The following is an 18,704-nucleotide window of genomic DNA, read 5'->3' on the forward strand; positions in this document are numbered from 1 at the left end:
CCTCCAAACTCTCCCGTCCCCGGCCGGCGCTTTATCGAGCGGGGAAATTCTGGGTGCCAGGCAGGAGCGTTCTATATTTCTCCGAGCGATTCCCGAAAGCGTCGGCCGTTGTCGACATATCTCGCGGCCGATTCCCGCAGGCCCTCCTGCGCAGCCTCGTCGAGCGTGCGCACCACTTTGCCCGGGGAACCGACGACGAGAGAATAATCTGGGATCTCCTTGCCCTCGGTGATGAGGGCGCCGGCGCCGATCAGACAGAAACGGCCGATCTTGGCGCCGTTCAGAACGATCGCGCCCATCCCGACGAGTGAAAAATCCCCGATCGTGCAGCCATGCAGGATGGCGCGGTGGCCGATCGTGCAATCGCGACCGATCGTGCAGGGGAACCCGGGATCGGTATGGATGACGCTGAGATCCTGAACGTTGGAACGAGGGCCGACGGTGATCGGCTCGTTGTCGCCCCGCAGGACAGCGCCGAACCAGATGCTCGCGTCTTCTCCCAGGCGCACGTCGCCGATCACACTTGCGCAGGGCGCGATCCAATACGCCCCGCTCTCGGGCAGGTCAGGCTTCCGTTCTTTCAGACAATAAATGCTCATGTGCGGGCAGCCACCAGGAACTGAGAAACACCGTGCCTGAACATGCACTCCACAGCCCCGCCACCACAAGTCCGAGACACACGATCTCAGGCCCTGCTTCCCCGCGGCGCAAGACGACGAAGCACATCAAGGTGCACGTCGCGATCGCTGGAAAGGTATCGTAACCGTCTCGGATGGGCGCAATAAGATACGGGCGGCCGCTCGCCGCGACCGCCCGCATTTTCCCGTCAGATTCGTCTTCGACGGCCGTCAGGCGCGCAGGTCGAAATCCAGGATCGCCATCGAGAAATTGTAGGAGAGATCCTCATCCTCATCGTCCCGGAAAATGAGGCCGACGAATTCCTCGCCGACGAACACCTCCGCCGAATCGTCCTTCCGCGGCCGAGCCTTCACCTGGATCTTCTCGTTGTCGAAAAGCCTCTGCAGGTAGGCCTGGAGTTTTTTCAGTTCGTCGATGCTCAACGCGACACCCTTTAACTTGGTTTGGCCCGTCCTGACATAACGAGGAGCCGATCTCAACCGGCTCAGCCGGAAACGTCGTCGCTGCCCTGCTCCGCCTCGCGCAAGAGCTGATCCATGGAACGACCGGGCTCGTCGCGGCCCGCTTTTCCGACGATTCGCGCCGGCACGCCCGCAACCGTGACCATAGGCGGCACCGGTTTCAACACGACCGAGCCGGCCGCCACACGCGAGCAATGGCCGATTTCGATATTGCCGAGAACCTCGGCGCCGGCGCCGATGAGGACGCCATGACGAATCTTCGGATGGCGGTCGCCACAGGATTTTCCTGTCCCACCGAGCGTCACGTTCTGCAGGATCGAGACATCGTCTTCGATCACGGCCGTGGAGCCGATCACGATACCCGTCGCGTGGTCGATGAAGATCCCCCGGCCGAGAGGAACGGCGGGATGAATATCGACCTGGAAAACTTCCGAAGCCCGGCTTTGCAGATAAAGCGCGTAATCCTTGTGACCTTGCTGCCAAAGCCAATGCGCCAGCCGGTGCGACTGGATCGCGTGGAAACCCTTGAAATAGAGGACCGGCTCGATCAGCCGCTCGCAAGCCGGATCGCGGTCATAGACGGCCATCAGATCGATGCGCAGAACCTCCGACAGTTCCGGCTGATCCTCATACATCTCGCCGAAGGACCGGATGATCTGGCCCGTCGAAATGCCGGGATGGCGCAGCCTGTCGCCGACACGGTGAGCGACCGCATCCTCCAGCCGCGGATAGTTCAAGATCGTCGAATAGATGAAGGCGGCCAGCACGGTCTCGCGGGCGACGATGTCCTCGGCTTCGCGGCGCAGCTGCGCCCAGACCGGATCGACCGTTTCGGCTCCCGAGCTCAGGCGGGTTTGTTCGACAGCCATATCGGCTCCTCTCGCTGCGTCACGATCCGGTTCTCCGGCGCCCGGATATCTGGTGCGGTGCGCCCAGTTGGCCAGAGAGGTTTTGCAGGCTCTCTCTGCCTTCGCCACCGCTCTCGCGGACCACGCACCGTGTTATATAGCTTCCATTGAAAATCAGCATATGCCGGCGCGACCCGGGGTCAACAGCTCGCCGACATGATCGGCGCCGGTTCGCACCCATCGCCCACCACGCGCTGACGCCGTTAAGCTGCTTTGCGCAGCCTCTCCAAAAACTCCAGAACGGCGGCCTTGGTCGCCTTGTCCCCCACCGCGCGCATGTGGTCACGCCGCGGGATGATCGCGGTCTCGGCGCCGGGGATGAGTTTTGCCAGCGCTTCCGGATCGCCGGCCACCTCATCCTCGGACCCCACGACGATGAGCACAGGCATGGTGAGCTTGCCGAGCATATCGGGAGTAAGGTTCTCGCGGCCCGCCTCCATACAGGCGGCAAGCGCCAGGAGATCCGAACCCGTCTGTTCGGCGAAGACACGAAATCCTTTTGCGGTCTCGCCAACGACCTCGTCCATGGAGGTGGCGCGCATGCCGGCTGCAACGTCATCAGCCTCGCCGAACCCCTGGATGAGCTGATCGCCGAGCCCGCCGATGATGAGGGCTTCAACCTTCTCGGGTTCGGCGACGGCAAGATGCGCGGCGATCCGCGCGCCCATCGAATATCCCATCATGAGGGCTCGTTCGAGGCCGAGATGATCGAGAAGCTCCAGCATATCCCGCGCCATCCGGTCCATGCCATAGGCGTCGGCGGAATGCGGTGCGTCGGACCAGCCATGGCCGCGATTGTCAGGCGCGATGACGCGATATCCGGCCTCATTGAAGGCCGACACCCAGCCGGTGGACTGCCAGTTGACCCGGTGGCTCGAAGCGAAGCCATGGATAAGGAGAAGCGGTTCGCCCTCTCCCTGGTCGAGATAGGCGATGGCGACGCCGTCTGACGTTTCAAAGGAGGGCATGAGAAGGATGGACGTGCGAATGGATCATGCCGCCGCTTAGCCCTTCATGTGGCAGACGGTCAACGCGATGCACGAGCCGGCACCGCGAGGAGCTGGAATTTTGACATTGGCCCGCCGCCCGTGCACGCCTATGTTCCGCAAACTAGCAACAGCGCACAGGACGAGTGACGATGGCGGAGAACGTGGTTCCGCATTTTCATAATACCGGCGGAGTGGAGGCGATTTCGGTCGGCGCCAGCGAATTCATGTGCATCGGCGCTCTGCCCCCGTTTGACCATCCGCATGTTTTCCTCGACATGGGCGACGAGCACGAAATCATCTGCCCGTACTGCTCGACCCTCTACAAGCTCGATCGTTCGCTCAGCCCGAAGCAGGCGCGTCCGACCGAAGCCGTTTACCAGGAATGAGGCTGGAGGGGAGCATGGGCACCCGTCCCTGCCCTTTCTTATAGAATGCGCATCGCCGTCATCGGGGCCGGCATCTCCGGCCTGACTCTCGCACTTTCGCTGGCGCGCAGGGGCTTCGAGCTCGATCTTTTCGAGCGTGCCGAGACGTTGGAAGAAGTGGGCGCCGGCATCCAATTGTCGCCCAACGCCTCCCGGATTCTCCTCGCGCTGGGACTCGGAGAGGAACTCGGCAGATGCGTCGTCGCGCCTGACAAGCTGCAGATCGGCAACGGCCAGCGCCTCAACCTCCTCGCAACGCTCCCGTTGGGAGAATGGGCGCAAGCGCGCTACGGCGCGCCCTACTGGCTGATCCATCGCGCCGACCTGCAAGACGTCCTTTTGAAGGCAGTTCGCAAAGAGGCCACGGTGCGCCTTCATCTCGGCGCAGGTGTGGAGGCTTTTGACGAGCAAGAGAGCGGTGTCGCCTTCGAGGCTGCCGGCACGGAACATCACGCCGATCTCGTCGTCGGAGCAGACGGGCTTCGTTCGGTCGTACGCCGAAAGCTCGTCTCCGGGGCCGACCCCTCCTCTTCGACACATGTCGCCTGGCGCGTGAGCATCGACGTCTCGGCCGCGCCCGACTGGCTCGATACGAGTTGCACCACGTTATGGATGGGCCCCGGCTGGCACGTTGTTCACTATCCCATCCGGCGGGGCGAACGCCTCAACATCGTGGCAATCGAGCCGCAAAGAGCGACCGGCCAATCGGGACCTGCACTCTCCCATGCGGCGCCCGAGCTCACAGCATTTTTCGGCTCTGAGACCCTAGGCCACAAATGGCTGCCCTGGCCGCTCCAGACCGTCGACCCGAGCCTCGCCTGGACAAAAGGACGTGCTGTTCTCCTCGGCGATGCCGCTCACGCCATGCTGCCGACAGCCGCTCAGGGAGGCGCGATGGGGATCGAGGATGCCGCGACGCTTTCCGCCGAGCTCGCAGGCGACGGAGCGCTCTCTGGAAAACTCGCTCGCTACGAGCTTGCGCGCAAGCCACGCGTCCGTAAGGTTGTGTCCATGGCGGAGAACAATCTCCAGATCTACACCATGCCCAGTCTCGTCGCGGGCCTCAGGAACACAGCGCTTCTGGCGCTTCCTGGCGAAGTTTTGATGCGCCGCCAGGATTGGCTATATTCTTTTACCGCCTAAGCATTTCGGAGCGTAATACATCTCCGCAATCGGAACCCGATCGACCACTTAACGTTGTCGGGTGGTAACGGCCGCGCGAACGGCTTCCACACATATCCGCGCGGCCTCAATAGCATCCGAGATGCAAGGAGATTACTATATGATCCGCACATTGATGGCGAGTACGGCGATTGCCGCACTGTTGACCACCGGCGCGATCGCCCAGACGCAGCCGGCTACTCAGAACGAGACGACGCAGGCTCAGTCCACCACCCAGGGCGTCAAGACGCAGCAGAAGCAGGGCGAGGATCTCGCCTCATCCTGGATGGGCCAGACCGTCTACTCCTCGGCCGGACCGGACGCTGAAGAAGTCGGCGATATCGACGATCTTCTCGTCGACGAGAACGGCAACATCACTGCCGCTATTATCGGCGTCGGCGGCTTTCTCGGCCTCGGCGAAAAAGAAGTCGCCCTGGATTACGATCAGTTCCAGGTGACCCAGGATCAGAATGGCGAAATGCGCCTGGTCGTGGATGCCACCGAGGAAGAACTGAAGAACGCTCCTGAGTTCCAGGAGAACGACAACCAGCGCAGCTATGCGAATATGCAGAAAGAAGGCGGCAACGACAGCGCGAGCTCCACGGATGCCTCCGCGACGACCGCCTCTTCGGCTGGCGCTGCAAGCGGGGCCATGACGAAGGATCAGTCGCAGCAGACAGCCTCGAGCACAAAGACGACCAACGACAGCGCAATGAGCGGCCAGGATCGTCAGACCGCGTTTGCGCAACCGGAGCAGGGCGAAACCCGCCTGAGCGACTGGCTCGGACGGGAAGTCTACTCGTCGACCACGGGTCAGGATGCGATGAGTGCGGGTTCCAGCGGCAGTGAAGCGCGTCAGCGTCAGCAGCAGGCCCTGCAGAACAACACTGACAGCGGTCAGGCGAGCGGAGCCATGGGCGAGAGCGACACTATGGCGAGCGGCGAACCCGTGACTGATATGCAGGACCAGGTCCAGACCGACGCCAGCGGCCAGACGACGGCCATGGGCACGAATGGAACGGCTTCCGGCGATAGCACCAGCCAACAAATGGCGACGAACCGTCCGGCTTCGGCGACTGGCGACGGCTCCACGGGTACTGGGCAGAGCGGCCAGAATAACCAGCTCGCCGCCAACCCGGACGCTCAGCAGCAGAGCGTCGGCGAAATCGACGATGTCATCCTTGCAGACAACGGCAAGATCGATTCGATCGTGATCGATGTGGGCGGGTTCCTCGGCGTGGGCGAGAAGCCTGTGGCCGTCAAATTCGACCAGGTCGAAATGACCCAGGCATCGAACGAGGATGAGCCGCGCCTCACGATCCCGATGACGCGGGCCGAACTGGAGAACGCGCCGAAGTGGGATATGTCGGGCCAGGATGGAGATGTCGCAAGCAACACCAGCGACATGAATGCCGATACGTCGGGCTCCCAGACGGCACAGAACCGTCAGACCGACACGACCACATCGGGCACAAATGAAAGTGCCGGCGCGGGATCGATGACCACCGCTTCGCGCGATCAGAACGACATGGCTTCGAGCAAGTCCGTTCCGGGTGGTGCACAGCCGAGCGGCATGAGTGCCGAGGACATTATGGGCGCCACTGTTTATGGCACCAACGACGAGAGCGTCGGTGATATCGACGATGTGATTGTCGGCCAGAATGGCGATGTCCGCGCTGTGATCATCGATGTCGGCGGCTTCCTGGGCATCGGCGAGAAGCCGGTTGCGGTTGAGTATGACACGCTCAACGTCCAGAAGGATGCGAACGGCGAAACCCGCTATTCGATCAATGCCACCGAGAATCAGCTGGAAGACGCGCCGGAATACGAAGGCGTGCAGTAAGCACCCAGCGTTCACTCAGACAGACACGACCCGTCGGCTCCGGCCGGCGGGTTTTTCTTTGGCCTTCTACGACATCACGGCTTGAGATCGAGCGGCCCGGTCCCTGCCCTTTCCAACAAGGGGGAGCAGAGAACTGACATGGCAGAATGGTGCGGGCGGCGGGACTCGAACCCGCATGGTTTTCCAACCGAGGGATTTTAAGTCCCTTGCGTCTACCTATTCCGCCACGCCCGCGCGTAGCACTTTTGCCTAGCCGGGCTTATGACGGCCGGCAAGAGGCGTCTCACCAGCGCCAGAAGGCCGGGTCGAAAAGCACCAGGACCGTGAAGAGCTCCAGTCGCCCGAGCACCATCGCAAAGGTGAGCGCGATCTTAGCGGCGTCGGGAAGCGACCCGAAATTGCCAGCCGGGCCCACGATCTCGCCAAGCCCAGGACCGACATTGCCGACCGCAGTCACCGCCGCGGAAATGGCGGTGACGAAGTCGAGGCCGAGCGCCGCGAGAATCATCGTGATGATCACCGTGGTCCCGACATAAAGCGTCAGGAAAGCCAGAACCGAGGGCGGAACATCGGCCGGGATACGACGACCGGCATAGCGCAGCGGATCGACGCGCGAAGGATGGGCGAGAAGCCGGATCTGGCGCCGGATGATCTCCCACAGGATAACGAGACGGTAGATCTTGATGCCGCCGGCCGTGGACCCGGTGCAGCCTCCCACATAGGTGAGCACGAAGAAGAGCCCGACCGAAAAGGTGCCGAGCTGCGTGTAATCGAGCGAGGCATAGCCGGTCGTCGTCACCACGGAAACGACGTTGAAGGTGGAGTGCCGCAGAGCCTGGCCGAACGTGAACTCGCCCGTCAGCGTCAATTGGAACGCAAGGCCCGTACACACGATCACCAGGAGACCGACCAGCGCCCGCACCTGGGGATCGCGAAAGATCTCATACGGCCGGCCACGCAAAGCGCCGATATAGGCGACGAACGGCATGGCCCCCGCCAGCATGAAGAAGCTGCCCGTCCAAAGAAGCTCCGGATTGTCGCCGAAATAACCGAAGGACGCGTCGTGGGTCGAAAAGCCGCCGGTCGAGAGCGTCGTCATCGCATGGCAGATCGCATCGAAGAAGGTCATGCCGCCGGCCGCATAGGCGAGCGCGCAGAGGAGCGTCAGACCGACATAGATGCCGCCGATCCAGGCGGCGAGATCGAACGACTTTGCCAGCACCTTCTCCGAACGGTCGGAGCTTTCCGCGTGGAAGAGCTGCATACCGCCGACCTTCAGGAACGGCAGCATGATGATGGCCATGACGACGATGCCGACGCCGCCGATCCATTGCAGGAGCGAGCGCCAGAGATGAATGCCGGGCGGCAGACTGTCGAGGCCCGTGAGGACGGTGGAACCCGTCGTCGTCATGCCGGAGACCGTCTCGAAGAAGGCGTCCGCATAATCGACATCGAGGCCGAGGAACGGCAGAGCCGCGAACCCCGGCAGTACGAACCACAGGACGGTGGTGAGAATGAAGGCCTGCTTGAGGTTGAGACCGACCGGCTCGTCCTCGCGTCCCGCGATGGCGAAGACCGCACCGACGAGGGCCGTCACGACGCCTGAGAGTGCAAACACCATCCAGTCGGGATTGCCAGCCGAAAGATCGACGAGGGCCGGCAGAATCATCACCACGCCCAGCGCCACCAGAAGGAGGCCGGTTATCGCCAGGATAGGTTGATACCGAAGCAAGATGTCGCCTGCGCGCGTGGCGTCAGCTGGGTGCGCCGGAGATCGGCGGCTGGAAGCTCAGCCCCAGATCCCACGGGAAATAAATCCAGGTATCCTGGGACACTTCCGTAACGAACGTATCGACCAGCGGGCGCCCCTTGGGTTTTGCATAGACCGTAGCGAAATGCGCATCCGGCAACATTTCTCGCACGATGGCGGCAGTCTTTCCGGTGTCGACGAGGTCGTCGACGATGAGGACACCCTTGCCGCCCGCCCCGCCGAGATGGCGCACCTGCTCCGAAATCGGCTTCAGCACCTCGGTCGTGCCCTGGGTCTTGTAGTCGTGATAGGACGCGACACAGACCGTCTCGATCAGCCGGATTTCAAGTTCGCGCGACACGACGGCCGCCGGCACGAGCCCGCCCCGCGTGATGCACACGATCGCCTCGAAGGGGCCGGCGCCGGCGAGCCGCCAGGTCAGCGCCCGCGCGTCGCGATGAAACTGCTCCCAGGAAACCGGGAAGGCCTTTTCTTGCACCATATCTCTCTCGTTCTTTCCGGCCTCTTATCCGCTTTGCAGGCGGCTTTCCACGGCCTCGGCTGCCTTTTTTAGCGCCTCTCCATCCCGTGAGCGGATCACGATGCGGGTCGTGAAGCGCCTTCCGTCCTGGTAGGGGTAGGAACCGAAACGCACCTCCGGGTGCTCGTCCTGAAGGTCGGAGAGCCAATCAGCGATCTCTCCTTCCCCGCGTCCCGCCTCGATCGTCACAGACATGATCTTCGCGGCATGCGGCAGTATGGGCGCAAGTGCCGCAAGCATTGCCTCCATCACAGCCGGCACGCCCGCCATCACATAGACGTTGCCGATCTTGAAGCCGGGGGCGCCCGAGACCGCATTGGCGATGAGGTCGGCGCCTTCCGGCGTCCGCGCCATTCTGAGGCGCGCCTCGTTCAGCTCCCAACCGCGCGCCTCGGCCCGCTCCCGCAGGATCCGAACCGCCTCGGGATGATGAATGAGCGGACGATCGAACGCGCTCGCAACCGCATCCGCCGTGATGTCGTCATGCGTCGGCCCGATACCGCCGGAGGTGAAGACGATGTCATACGCCGCCGACAGCGCCTTCAGCGCCGCCACGATCGCATGCTTCTGATCGCCGACGATCCGCACTTCCTCCAGATCGATCCCGAGGTCGGTGCAGAAATCGGCAAGCGTGCCGATATTCTTGTCCTTGGTGCGCCCCGACAGGATCTCGTCGCCGATCACCAGCATGGCTGCCCGAGGCGCGGCCAGGGTCGGGTGTGCGATACTCGCTTCGATCTCGCTCATTGAGACTGAGTGCCCTTTGTCGTAGCCGCCGGCAAGTCCAATCTGGCTTGCCGCCCGCCCCTTCCCCATATGGAAGGCGAAATACTCCATCTCCCCTTTAAAAGGGGCGCCTCAATCGGCTAGCTTGTCGCCGAATAAGGACGGTTCCATCCTATGCAGAACGCACTTTCAGGCCAGCGCGAAAAGGCCTCCATCCATACCTACGGCGAGGAAGGTTTTGTCGGCATGCGCCGGGCCGGTCAGCTCGCTGCCACCTGCCTCGATGAATTGACCGAGCGCGTCAAACCGGGCGTCACCACGCAAGAGCTCGACGATTTCGTTTACGATTTCGCGCTTCAGCATGATGCACTCCCGGCAACGCTCAATTATCGCGGCTACCGCAAGGCCTCGTGCATCTCGCTCAATCATGTCGTCTGCCACGGCATTCCCAACGATAAACCACTCAAAGAGGGAGACATCGCCAATATCGATGTCACCTTCATCCTCGACGGCTGGCATGGCGATTCAAGCCGCATGTACGCGGTCGGCCAGATCAAGCGGGCGGCTGAACGGCTGATGGAGGTCACCTATGAGTGCCTGATGCGCGGGATCGACGCGGTGAAACCCGGCGCGACGCTCGGCGATATCGGTCACGCCATCCAAAGCTACGCGGAAGCCGAGCGCTGTTCGGTCGTGCGCGATTTCTGCGGCCACGGCGTCGGGCTGGCCTTCCACGAGCCGCCGAATATCCTGCATTACGGGCGTCCCGGCGAAGGGCTCGCGCTCGAACCTGGGATGATCTTCACGATCGAGCCGATGATCAATCTCGGCCGTCCGCACGTCAAACTCCTGAACGACGGCTGGACGGCGGTCACGCGCGACAGATCTCTCACCGCACAATACGAGCATTCCGTCGGCGTTACGGAGGACGGGGTGGAAATCTTCACGCTGTCGCCGGCCGGCTACGGCCGGCCCTGAGACCTCCGTGGGCTTTGATTTCGAAGAAGCCGGCCCCGGCCAGGTCCATTATCACGGCCACCGAGACCGTCTGCGCAACCGTTTTCGCGAGGCAGGAGCCGACGCGCTGGCGGATTACGAGCTTTTGGAGCTCGCCCTCTTCAGCGCCCTGCCCCGGCGCGACACCAAGCCGATCGCCAAGGCTCTGCTCGCCACCTTCGGTTCGCTCGGAGAAGTTCTGGCGGCATCGCCGACACGCCTGAAGGAAATCGATGGCGTCGGCGACGCCGTCATCCTGCAGCTGAAATTGATGCGCGCCTTCGCCGAACGTCTTGGTCGTCACGAAGTCAGAAGCCGTCAGGTTCTTGGCTCTTGGTCGACGCTTCTCGACTATTGCCGCACGACGATGGCGTTTGAGGATCGTGAGCAGTTCCGCATCCTGTTCCTCGACAAGAAGAACGCACTCATCGCCGACGAAGTGCAGCAGAGGGGCACGGTCGACCACACCCCGGTCTATCCCCGGGAAGTGATGCGTCGCGCCCTCGAACTCTCGGCGACCGCCCTCATTCTGGTGCACAACCACCCGTCCGGCGACCCCTCACCGTCTCGGGCCGACATTCAGATGACGAAGACGCTCATCGACGTCGGCAAGCCTTTGGGGGTGACCGTGCACGATCACATCATCATCGGCCGCGACGGGCATGCGAGCTTCCGCGGCATGGGGCTGATGTAACGGCTGCGTCGTCGGCGCTCACAAAATCCCGTTCGCGCGCTGCAATTCGCGCACATAGGCGGCGATCTTGTCCACCTCCGTCTGAGACAGACCTTCTACCGGCGCCATGTTGCCAAAGCTCCAATGATGCGCGCTCACGCCGCGCGCCACGGCAAGCTGAAACGCCTGATCGCTGTGATGCTCAGGCGCGTAGACCGCATGCACGAGAGGCGGCCCGGCTTCTGTCCCCGCGGCATTCTCGCCATGACAGGCGACGCAGTTCTCCGCAAAGAGCGCCCTGCCCGTCTCAGCGTCGGACGAAAGCTCCGGCACTTTGACGTTCGCGACCCGAACATCACCGTCCCCCGCCACGAACGCCCGGATGGCCAGGAAAGCGGCGATCGCAAGGCCCAGAACGACAAAGGAAACCGCCTTCGGCGTCATGTCCGGTCCCCGGCCAGATCCTGCAGGATCGGGCAATCTGGCCGATGGTCGCCATGGCAGGCCTCGACGAGGTTCGACAGCGTATCGTGCATCGCCTGAAGTTCGGCGATCTTGCGCTCGATCTCACCGATATGACGGATCGCAATCGCCTTCACGTCGCCACTCGCCCGGCAGCGGTCTCCGTAGAGAGACAGAAGCTGACGGCATTCCTCGATGGAAAAACCCAGAGAGCGGGCGCGCGCCAGGAATTGCAGATTGTGGACGTGGGTATCGGAATAGTCGCGGTAATTGTTGCCGCGCCGGTCCGGCTGTACGAGCCCGATATCCTCGTAATAGCGGATCGTTTTGGGGGGCAGGCCGGAGGCCTGCGCCGCATCGCCGATATTCATGCGCCAACTCCCACGCTTTCCTGCTGGATAAGGGTTCCAGCCACTGGAAAGTCAAGGGAGCGCCACGCGCCTCACAATCCCTTTCGAGATTAGTTGAGCCGCCCTTCGAAGGTCGCGAGACGCCATTCCGAGGGCTTGATCAGACGCTCATGGGCAATCTCAACCGAATGGATGGCCGCATCGATCTCGCGCCGCCAGTAGTCGAGGAAGCGCTCCAGCCGCGGATGGTCAGGTGCCACATCGTAGAACTGCCAGACGAAGCTTTGAATGAGCTTCGGGCGCTCCGGCATGTAGTAGAGAACGTTGGCGGTGGTCAGGCCGTAACCGGCGAGCTGAAGGCCGAGATCACTCTCCTCGCGACTTTGCTGCATGCTCTCCTCCTGGATCAGGAGGTGCAATGATTGCGTCTCATAGATTAAAAGTCTACTAGCCCTTGGTCGAAATCATAATGTCGAACAATGGCTTAGCAGCCTTCACTCAGGAGTGCTGCCAGCAGCCGGACCGTCCTCCGACGGCTGGATCGAGGTGATATAGCCAAGAATATCGTCGATATCGGCAGGCGGCCAGCGGAATTCCGGCATGGCCGGGTGGCCGGTCACGATGCCCTCGGCAAGCGCTTCCCATAATGTGTCGATCGGATAGCGCTCGGACAGATCGCGGAAGGCTGGTGCGGGCGGCATCGGGCTCGTGCCCGTCGATCCGACGGCGTGACAGCGGGAGCAATACTCTTCGGCCAGCGCTTCGCCGCGGGCGATGTTCTGGCCCGCAGCGCCCTGCGCCGTTGCCAGCAAAAGCAGACCCGCCAATGCGATCGATCCCCTCATGAGCGCAGGATAGCCACAGCTCCGAACCGCGCCATGACCAGGATCAACCTTCGCGTGCCGGATCGATCACGCCACCGGCAGCCTCAAGTGCCTCGGGCGTGTCGACGTCGAGCCGCGCGGCCGCGCCGATCTCGACCTCAAAGACGTCGTCGGGATGAAGCCCGATCACATGCCGGCCGCCGGTGTCACCGCTCACCTGCAACAACTCGTCAAAATAGCGGCGCGCCCAGAGAACCGGATTGCCGTGTTTTCCGGACGCGGTCGCAAGCACGATGCTGCGGCTGGCGTCGGGCTCGAAGGCGGCGAGCATCTGGACAATCGCTTCGCGTGTCAGCCCCGGCATATCGGCAAGCACGATGAGCGCACCCGACACGCCCTCCGGTAAGGCGCGCAATCCGACCCGCAGAGAGCTTGCGAGCCCTTCGGCAAAATCGGGATTGTGAACGAGGCGCGCTCCGCTTCCTTCAAGGACCTCTTCCACTGCCTCGCGCATATGGCCGGTGACCACCACGACCTCCGAGACGCCGGAAGCTGTGACCGTCTCCACGGTGCGACGCACGAGCGGCACGTCGTCGAACCGGGCGAGAAGCTTGTTCGGACCGCCCATACGCCGCGAACGCCCGGCCGCGAGCACGATGGCGGCCACGCCGCCATCCCCCTCGGACGGCTGACGAGGTTGCGGCCGCGATACGATCTCCGACAACAGACCCCCGACCCCCATACCCATGATGTCTTCAGGCCTGACCTCAAGTCCCGCCAGGAAGCGATTCAGCACAAAGTCGAATCCGTTCTCCTTCGGGCTGCGGGCGCAACCGGGAGCCCCGATCACAGGGCGGCCGCCAAGTTCGCCAATGAGGAGAAGATTGCCCGGATCAACCGGCATGCCGAAATGCAGAACGCGACCGCCGGCCATACGGAGCGCGGCCGGGATGATGTCGTTCTGATCGGTGATCGCGGACGCCCCGAAAACGACGATGATATCCGCACCTTCCGACGCCGGCTTCCGCAACGCCTCCGCCAATGCTTGGGTCACATGCGCGACGCGCGTCTCGTCGGTGAGGCTCGCCCCCGCCTTCTCGAGCCGGGCTTCCAGCACACGCCGCGTCTTGTCGAGCATCTTCGCCTGCGTCGATGGCAGGCATGTCGAAACGAGGCTGACCCGGCAAGGACGGAACGCCGCCACGGATAAGGGCGGTTCATGGCTCGCGAGAAGCCTCTCGGCCGTCTCGAGAACCTCTTCAGAGAGTGCGAAGGGGATGATCTTCACCGTCGCGATCATGCGGCCCGCTTCGACCGCTTCGAACGGCGCAAGCGTTGCCACCGTCAGCCCCGGATCGATCCGGTTGAGGGCGTCGATCAGATCTTTGTCGACTCTAAAGACTCCAGAGACTTCGGCGTGAAGATTGCAGCGTCCGGTGAACGGCGCCTCGATGCGGAGATGCCCGCCGGCAATCGCGCGGGCGATGCGTTCGGCGGCCTGATCTTCATGGAGGTCGCTTGCATCGAGCCGCGCCGCAATGACCGCAGAGATCCCGGCAGCTTGAAGCCGTGCGATGTCCTCGGCATTCAGCCGCGCGCCCTTCTTCAGCGACAGGTCGCCTGCCCGGATCTTATGAGCCAGGATCGTACCCTCGGCCTCTGCGACCGCGATCGGGCCGAACTTCAAGCGGCCTCACGTGCCATCGACGGGCCCTTGCGGAGCGCCGCGATCACTTCCGCAAGAACGGCGACGGCGATTTCGGCCGGCGAGGCCGCAGCGATGTCGAGACCGATCGGCGCATGAATCCGCTCGACATCGGCTGAGCCGACACCGGCTTCGAGAAGCCGCTCCACACGCTTGCCGTGCGTCTTCCGGCTCCCGAGAGCCCCGACATAGAAACAGCCGGCGGCGAGCGCCTCCCGCAGCGGGAAATCGTCGATCTTCGGATCATGGGTGAGCGCCGCGACCGCCGTATAGGCATCGAAGGGGATACTTTTGAGCGCCTCTTCAGGCCATTCCGCGATGAGCGAAACACCCGGGAACCGCTCTTCCGTCGCAAAGGCCGTGCGCGGATCGATGATCGTGACGTCGAGGCCCGCAAGTTTCGCCATCGGCGCCAGGGCCTGGCTGATATGCACGGCCCCGATCGCGACGAGCCGTGGCGGCGGCACCGCAACGGTCAGAAAAGTCCGGCCATCCTCCAGCATCCCGGATCGGCCGGAGCGAAGACGCCTTGAAATCTCCCCCGCGAGCGGATCTCCCGCAGCCTCGCTCTCTTTGACGAGACGTGCCTCGCCGCTTGCCGTATCGGTGACGAGGACGGCGGCGCGGCGGGCGGCGCGCTCTTCGTTGAGCGCCTTGAGAAGCGACAGCTCCATCACGCCACCGGTTCGACGAAGACGCGGATGCGGCCTCCGCAGGAGAGACCGACCCGCCAGGCCGTCTCATCGGCAACGCCGAATTCAAGCATTTTCGTCGCCCCGCTCTCCAGAAGCTCGAGCGCTTCGCCGACGACGGCGCCTTCGACACAGCCTCCCGAAACCGAGCCTTCGAAATTGCCCTCTTCGTCGATGACGAGGTGGCTGCCGACAGGCCGCGGCGCCGAACCCCAGGTCTCGACGACGGTGGCGAGCGCCACCTTCCGTCCGGCCGCACGCCAGGCTTCAGCTGTGGCAAGCGCGTCGTGTTCCAACATCTCTGCCATGGTCCTCTCCCTCAGGCGGCCCGGCTCAATGCCGGGCGCGGCCTCTTGGCCGGTGTCGACAAGGCCTTCACCAGATCCTCGATCGCCCCCAACGAATGCACCGGCCGAAAGTCATCGACATGGGGCAGGATCGCGCGAATGCCACGGGCCTTGGCCTCGAATTGTTCAAAACGCAGGAGCGGATTGAGCCAGATCAGGCGACGGCAGGAGCGGCCTAGCCTCGCTGCCTCCGCCCCGAGATCCGCCCCCTCTTCGCGCTCCAGCCCGTCGGTGATCAAAAGCACCGTCGCGCCCTGCCCGAGCACCCGCCTCGACCAATCGCGGTTGAAGACGTGCAGCGCGTCGGCGATACGCGTGCCGCCCGACCAGTCGACGACCGCCTCGGAGCAGCCTGCAAGCGCCTCGTCGGGATCCTTGTAGCGCAGTTGCCGCGTCACGTTGCTGAGCCGCGTACCGAAAAGGAACGAGTGAACTTTCCGGCGCGACGACAGCGCATGCAGGAAATGCAGCATCACACGGGAATATTCGCTCATCGAACCGGAAATGTCGGCAAGCGCCACGAGCGGCGGCTCCTGCACTTTCCGCTTGCGCGCCTGCGGCAGGATCAGATCGCCGGCCGAACGCATGGTGGCACGGACCGTCCGGCGCGGATCGACCTTGCCCCGTGTCGCAGCGACAAGCCGCCGGGTCACGATCTGATCGTCGGGAAACTGCAGAGAGGCGAGCGCACGCATCGCGGAGGCGATCTCCTCGGCGCTCATCTGCGCGAAATCCTTGCGGCGCAAAATCTCCTTCTCGCTCACCGTCATGCGTGCATCGATCTCGATTTCGGGAAAGACCTCTTCCTCGCGGCGCTCTTTCAGCGCCTGCATCGCCTCCTCGACACGCTGCTGCCCAGGCTTCGGCTTTCCAGTCTGCGCGGGCCGTGGCGGGGCCACCGGCGACAAGAGCTCGAGCATCTTCTCCACGAGCCCGCGCTCGCGCCAGAACAGCTCGAAAGCTTCATGGAAAACCGGGCGATCGGCACGCTTGTTCACGAAAACCGCATGCAGGGTCCAATAAAAGTCGTCGCGCGAAGAAATGCCCGCAACCTCGACCGCACGGATCGCATCGACGACCGCAGCGGGGCCGACCGGTAGGCCCGCGCGCCGCAGCGCCCGGGCAAAATAGACGATGTTGTCGGCGATCTTGCCGCCTGTCTCCGTCACGGCGCTACCCGTCCCTCACTCGGCAGCGGCGAGCTCGGCCCGCGCCTCGTCCAGAAGCTGCTTCGAGCGGCTTCCCTCGATCCGGCCGATATCGTCCTGGTATTTGAGAAGCACGCCAAGCGTATCGGAAATCACCTCCGGATCGAGCGCCACCATGTTGAGCTCGGTGAGCGCGCTCGCCCAATCGAGCGTCTCCGCAACACCCGGCTTCTTGAACAGATCTTCCCGACGCAGCCGCTGAACGAAGCCGACGACCTCGCGGGCAAGCCGCTCGCGCACGCCCGGCACGCGCTCGTTGACGATGCGCAGCTCCCGCTCGGCGTCCGGATAATCGACCCAGTGATAAAGGCAGCGCCGCTTCAAAGCGTCGTGGATCTCACGTGTGCGGTTGGTGGTGACGACGACGACCGGCGGTTCGGGCGCGCGGATCGTCCCGATCTCGGGGATCGTGACCTGATTGTCGGACAGAACTTCCAGGAGAAAGGCTTCGAATGCCTCGTCGGCACGGTCGAGTTCGTCGATGAGAAAAATCGGCGGCCCGTTCAGATCCGGCTCCAACGCCTGCAGGACCGGACGCTTGATGAGAAACCGCTCGGAGAACACATCCTCCGCAAGCATGCGCCGGTCGCTATCACCGGCGGCCTCCGCGAGCCTGATCTCGATCATCTGCGCCGTGTAGTTCCACTCATAGACCGCGCTCGCAACATCGAGGCCTTCATAGCATTGCAGTCGGATCAGGCGGCGATCGAGCGTCTGCGACAAGACCTTGGCGATTTCCGTTTTGCCGACGCCTGCCTCCCCCTCCAGGAAGAGTGGCCGGCCCATCTTGAGAGACAGGAAGAGGACGGTCGCGAGCGAGCGGTCGGTGACATATCCGGCACCGTTCAAAAGCTGGAGCGTCTCGTCGATCGATTGCGGCAAGGGTCGGACGGACATGGGGCTCCTATCGGCTTGGGCTCTCGCTACCAGTATAGATCAAGCCGCTCCCCAGACCATCCGCCTGATGAAAACGCCCCAGCCGCCTTTCCTCTGCCGCAGGCGAAGCCTAAGTCTGCGACCGGCCCGAGCGACGAGAGGAATCGTTTCGCCGGCGGCTTAAAGCGGAATCAAACTCTTAGACCTGCCTGCCAAACCCCTCTCGTTCCACGACAATCGCGCAAAGGAGAATCCGAATGCCGTTTTGTGAGTTAAGCGATGGAGCCCGCATCTGGTATGAGGAAGCCGGCAACCGCTCGGCGCCGCCCCTCGTCTTTTCCAATTCGCTCGGCACCAATCTCGCCATGTGGGACGCCCAGGTCGACGAGGCGGAGACCAGTTTTCGGGTCATCCGCTACGACCAGCGCGGTCACGGCCGCTCTCCCATCCCGGCAGACGCCTTCTCCATGGAACGCCTCGGCCAGGACGTCGTCGAGCTCTTGGACCTTTTGAAGATCGACAAGACCGATTTCTGCGGCCTCTCCATGGGCGGTATGACCGGCATCGTCCTGGCGCGCGATCACCCGGCGCGATTTGGCAAACTCGCTTTGTGCAACACGTCCGCCCATATGCCACCAGCCGACCTCTGGAACGAGCGCATCAAGGCCGTCACTGACAACGGCATGGAAGCCCTGGTCGACGGCGTCACCGAACGCTGGTTCACAGCCACCTTTCGCCGCGACAATCCCGATGAAGTGGAGCGCATCGCAGAGCAGATCCGGGCAACCGAACCCGATGGCTATGCCGGCTGCTGCGCCGCGATCCGCGACATGGATCTGCGTCCAACCCTGTCGGCGATCGAGGCGGACGTTCTCATCCTCATCGGCGACAGTGATCCCTCGACACCTCCCCAGGACGGCGAACTTATTGCCGACAACATCGTAGGCGCCCGCAAGGAGATCGTGCACGCAGCGCATTTGTCGGCCGTCGAAGCGCCGGCGGAATTCAACCGCGCTGTCTTCTCGTATCTACGCGGAAACTGATCGAAGGCCTCCACGAATGCCGGGGCTCGCGACCTCGGGGCTTGCGAAAACCGCAGGCCCCGTACTGCACAAAGGACCAGCCCGG

The 18,704-nt window shown here is 63.2% G+C and carries 22 protein-coding genes and 1 tRNA gene; 6 read left to right on the plus strand and 17 right to left on the minus strand.

Features of this window, described 5'->3' with window-relative positions:
• Positions 1-71: 71 nt before the first annotated feature.
• From NYQ83_RS08365 to NYQ83_RS08380, 4 genes are all read right to left on the minus strand, one after another.
• A complete protein-coding gene (locus NYQ83_RS08365) occupies positions 72-599 on the minus strand; it encodes a gamma carbonic anhydrase family protein (RefSeq protein WP_128291709.1) in 528 nt (175 codons plus the stop codon).
• Positions 600-848: 249 nt separating this feature from the next.
• Positions 849-1,061, minus strand: a complete 213-nt coding sequence (locus NYQ83_RS08370) for a DUF3126 family protein (RefSeq protein ID WP_092816236.1) — start codon at positions 1,059-1,061, stop codon at positions 849-851.
• Between the two features lie 62 nt (positions 1,062-1,123).
• Positions 1,124-1,969 (minus strand): serine O-acetyltransferase, encoded by an 846-nt coding sequence (gene cysE / locus NYQ83_RS08375; RefSeq protein WP_092816238.1) that lies wholly within the window; start codon positions 1,967-1,969, stop codon positions 1,124-1,126.
• Positions 1,970-2,211: 242 nt separating this feature from the next.
• Complete coding sequence (locus tag NYQ83_RS08380; protein WP_261214056.1) at positions 2,212-2,976, minus strand: alpha/beta fold hydrolase; 765 nt, start codon at positions 2,974-2,976, stop codon at positions 2,212-2,214.
• Between the two features lie 170 nt (positions 2,977-3,146).
• Between NYQ83_RS08380 and NYQ83_RS08385 the strand changes: the two genes are divergently transcribed.
• The 3 genes from NYQ83_RS08385 to NYQ83_RS08395 all read left to right on the plus strand — a co-directional run bounded on the left by NYQ83_RS08385 (position 3,147) and on the right by NYQ83_RS08395 (position 6,426).
• Positions 3,147-3,383, plus strand: coding sequence for a zinc-finger domain-containing protein (locus NYQ83_RS08385; protein WP_128291707.1), 237 nt, complete (start codon positions 3,147-3,149; stop codon positions 3,381-3,383).
• 45 nt (positions 3,384-3,428) lie between these two features.
• Positions 3,429-4,565, plus strand: coding sequence for an FAD-dependent monooxygenase (locus tag NYQ83_RS08390; protein ID WP_261214058.1), 1,137 nt, complete (start codon positions 3,429-3,431; stop codon positions 4,563-4,565).
• Positions 4,566-4,704: 139 nt separating this feature from the next.
• Positions 4,705-6,426 carry a PRC-barrel domain-containing protein gene (locus NYQ83_RS08395; RefSeq protein WP_261214059.1) on the plus strand — a complete coding sequence of 574 codons (1,722 nt, stop codon included), beginning with the start codon at positions 4,705-4,707 and terminating at the stop codon, positions 6,424-6,426.
• Positions 6,427-6,573: 147 nt separating this feature from the next.
• Here NYQ83_RS08395 and NYQ83_RS08400 read toward each other — a convergent pair.
• The 4 genes from NYQ83_RS08400 to NYQ83_RS08415 form a co-directional block, all read right to left on the minus strand.
• Positions 6,574-6,660: transfer RNA gene (locus tag NYQ83_RS08400), tRNA-Leu, on the minus strand.
• A 49-nt stretch (positions 6,661-6,709) separates the two neighbouring features.
• Positions 6,710-8,158 (minus strand): TrkH family potassium uptake protein, encoded by a 1,449-nt coding sequence (locus NYQ83_RS08405; protein ID WP_261214061.1) that lies wholly within the window; start codon positions 8,156-8,158, stop codon positions 6,710-6,712.
• A 22-nt stretch (positions 8,159-8,180) separates the two neighbouring features.
• Positions 8,181-8,678, minus strand: a complete 498-nt coding sequence (gene gpt, locus NYQ83_RS08410) for a xanthine phosphoribosyltransferase (RefSeq protein ID WP_092816248.1) — start codon at positions 8,676-8,678, stop codon at positions 8,181-8,183.
• Between the two features lie 24 nt (positions 8,679-8,702).
• Positions 8,703-9,443 carry a competence/damage-inducible protein A gene (locus NYQ83_RS08415; protein ID WP_261215141.1) on the minus strand — a complete coding sequence of 247 codons (741 nt, stop codon included), beginning with the start codon at positions 9,441-9,443 and terminating at the stop codon, positions 8,703-8,705.
• A gap of 174 nt (positions 9,444-9,617) precedes the next feature.
• On the opposite strand from NYQ83_RS08415, the gene map reads away from it, so the two are divergent.
• Both map and radC read left to right on the plus strand, forming a co-directional pair.
• Positions 9,618-10,421: a type I methionyl aminopeptidase gene (map, locus tag NYQ83_RS08420; RefSeq protein ID WP_261214063.1), complete on the plus strand. Its 804-nt coding sequence runs from the start codon at positions 9,618-9,620 to the stop codon at positions 10,419-10,421.
• 7 nt (positions 10,422-10,428) lie between these two features.
• A complete protein-coding gene (gene radC / locus NYQ83_RS08425; RefSeq protein ID WP_261214064.1) occupies positions 10,429-11,133 on the plus strand; it encodes a RadC family protein in 705 nt (234 codons plus the stop codon).
• An 18-nt stretch (positions 11,134-11,151) separates the two neighbouring features.
• Here radC and NYQ83_RS08430 read toward each other — a convergent pair whose 3' ends face one another.
• The 9 genes from NYQ83_RS08430 to NYQ83_RS08470 form a co-directional block, all read right to left on the minus strand.
• Positions 11,152-11,556 carry a c-type cytochrome gene (locus NYQ83_RS08430; protein WP_261214065.1) on the minus strand — a complete coding sequence of 135 codons (405 nt, stop codon included), beginning with the start codon at positions 11,554-11,556 and terminating at the stop codon, positions 11,152-11,154.
• Positions 11,553-11,945: a Cu(I)-responsive transcriptional regulator gene (gene cueR / locus NYQ83_RS08435; protein WP_261214067.1), complete on the minus strand. Its 393-nt coding sequence runs from the start codon at positions 11,943-11,945 to the stop codon at positions 11,553-11,555. The genes NYQ83_RS08430 and cueR overlap by 4 nt, the downstream gene beginning before the upstream one ends.
• Before the next feature lie 89 nt (positions 11,946-12,034).
• Positions 12,035-12,316, minus strand: coding sequence for an usg protein (locus tag NYQ83_RS08440; RefSeq protein WP_234628296.1), 282 nt, complete (start codon positions 12,314-12,316; stop codon positions 12,035-12,037).
• A 102-nt stretch (positions 12,317-12,418) separates the two neighbouring features.
• Positions 12,419-12,751, minus strand: a complete 333-nt coding sequence (locus tag NYQ83_RS08445) for a c-type cytochrome (RefSeq protein WP_234628297.1) — start codon at positions 12,749-12,751, stop codon at positions 12,419-12,421.
• A 61-nt stretch (positions 12,752-12,812) separates the two neighbouring features.
• Complete coding sequence (locus NYQ83_RS08450; RefSeq protein WP_261214071.1) at positions 12,813-14,435, minus strand: molybdopterin-binding/glycosyltransferase family 2 protein; 1,623 nt, start codon at positions 14,433-14,435, stop codon at positions 12,813-12,815.
• Positions 14,432-15,127 (minus strand): XdhC family protein, encoded by a 696-nt coding sequence (locus NYQ83_RS08455; protein ID WP_261214072.1) that lies wholly within the window; start codon positions 15,125-15,127, stop codon positions 14,432-14,434. The genes NYQ83_RS08450 and NYQ83_RS08455 overlap by 4 nt, the downstream gene beginning before the upstream one ends.
• Positions 15,127-15,453: an XdhC family protein gene (locus tag NYQ83_RS08460; RefSeq protein WP_370642313.1), complete on the minus strand. Its 327-nt coding sequence runs from the start codon at positions 15,451-15,453 to the stop codon at positions 15,127-15,129. The genes NYQ83_RS08455 and NYQ83_RS08460 overlap by 1 nt, the downstream gene beginning before the upstream one ends.
• 11 nt (positions 15,454-15,464) lie before the next feature.
• Positions 15,465-16,661, minus strand: a complete 1,197-nt coding sequence (locus tag NYQ83_RS08465) for a vWA domain-containing protein (RefSeq protein WP_261214074.1) — start codon at positions 16,659-16,661, stop codon at positions 15,465-15,467.
• A 15-nt stretch (positions 16,662-16,676) separates the two neighbouring features.
• Entirely contained in the window at positions 16,677-17,597 is a 921-nt protein-coding gene (locus NYQ83_RS08470; RefSeq protein ID WP_261214076.1) for an AAA family ATPase, read from the minus strand.
• A 236-nt stretch (positions 17,598-17,833) separates the two neighbouring features.
• Here NYQ83_RS08470 and pcaD point away from each other — a divergent pair, with 236 nt between their 5' ends.
• Entirely contained in the window at positions 17,834-18,619 is a 786-nt protein-coding gene (gene pcaD, locus NYQ83_RS08475) for a 3-oxoadipate enol-lactonase (protein WP_261214077.1), read from the plus strand.
• Positions 18,620-18,704: the final 85 nt, after the last annotated feature.

Source organism: Afifella sp. JA880 (genome assembly GCF_025379905.1).
GTDB classification, from domain to species: Bacteria; Pseudomonadota; Alphaproteobacteria; order Rhizobiales; family Afifellaceae; genus Afifella; species Afifella aestuarii.

Coding starts and splice junctions, on each gene's coding strand:
- cysE (WP_092816238.1), bottom strand. CDS start 1,969: ATGGCTGTCGAACAAACCCGCCTGAGCTCGGGAGCCGAAACGGTCGAT.
- NYQ83_RS08365 (WP_128291709.1), bottom strand. CDS start 599: ATGAGCATTTATTGTCTGAAAGAACGGAAGCCTGACCTGCCCGAGAGC.
- NYQ83_RS08395 (WP_261214059.1), top strand. CDS start 4,705: ATGATCCGCACATTGATGGCGAGTACGGCGATTGCCGCACTGTTGACC.
- map (WP_261214063.1), top strand. CDS start 9,618: ATGCAGAACGCACTTTCAGGCCAGCGCGAAAAGGCCTCCATCCATACC.
- NYQ83_RS08460 (WP_370642313.1), bottom strand. CDS start 15,453: ATGGCAGAGATGTTGGAACACGACGCGCTTGCCACAGCTGAAGCCTGG.
- NYQ83_RS08470 (WP_261214076.1), bottom strand. CDS start 17,597: ATGTCCGTCCGACCCTTGCCGCAATCGATCGACGAGACGCTCCAGCTT.
- gpt (WP_092816248.1), bottom strand. CDS start 8,678: ATGGTGCAAGAAAAGGCCTTCCCGGTTTCCTGGGAGCAGTTTCATCGC.
- NYQ83_RS08390 (WP_261214058.1), top strand. CDS start 3,429: ATGCGCATCGCCGTCATCGGGGCCGGCATCTCCGGCCTGACTCTCGCA.
- cueR (WP_261214067.1), bottom strand. CDS start 11,945: ATGAATATCGGCGATGCGGCGCAGGCCTCCGGCCTGCCCCCCAAAACG.
- NYQ83_RS08430 (WP_261214065.1), bottom strand. CDS start 11,556: ATGACGCCGAAGGCGGTTTCCTTTGTCGTTCTGGGCCTTGCGATCGCC.
- NYQ83_RS08440 (WP_234628296.1), bottom strand. CDS start 12,316: ATGCAGCAAAGTCGCGAGGAGAGTGATCTCGGCCTTCAGCTCGCCGGT.
- NYQ83_RS08385 (WP_128291707.1), top strand. CDS start 3,147: ATGGCGGAGAACGTGGTTCCGCATTTTCATAATACCGGCGGAGTGGAG.
- NYQ83_RS08455 (WP_261214072.1), bottom strand. CDS start 15,127: ATGGAGCTGTCGCTTCTCAAGGCGCTCAACGAAGAGCGCGCCGCCCGC.
- NYQ83_RS08380 (WP_261214056.1), bottom strand. CDS start 2,976: ATGCCCTCCTTTGAAACGTCAGACGGCGTCGCCATCGCCTATCTCGAC.
- pcaD (WP_261214077.1), top strand. CDS start 17,834: ATGCCGTTTTGTGAGTTAAGCGATGGAGCCCGCATCTGGTATGAGGAA.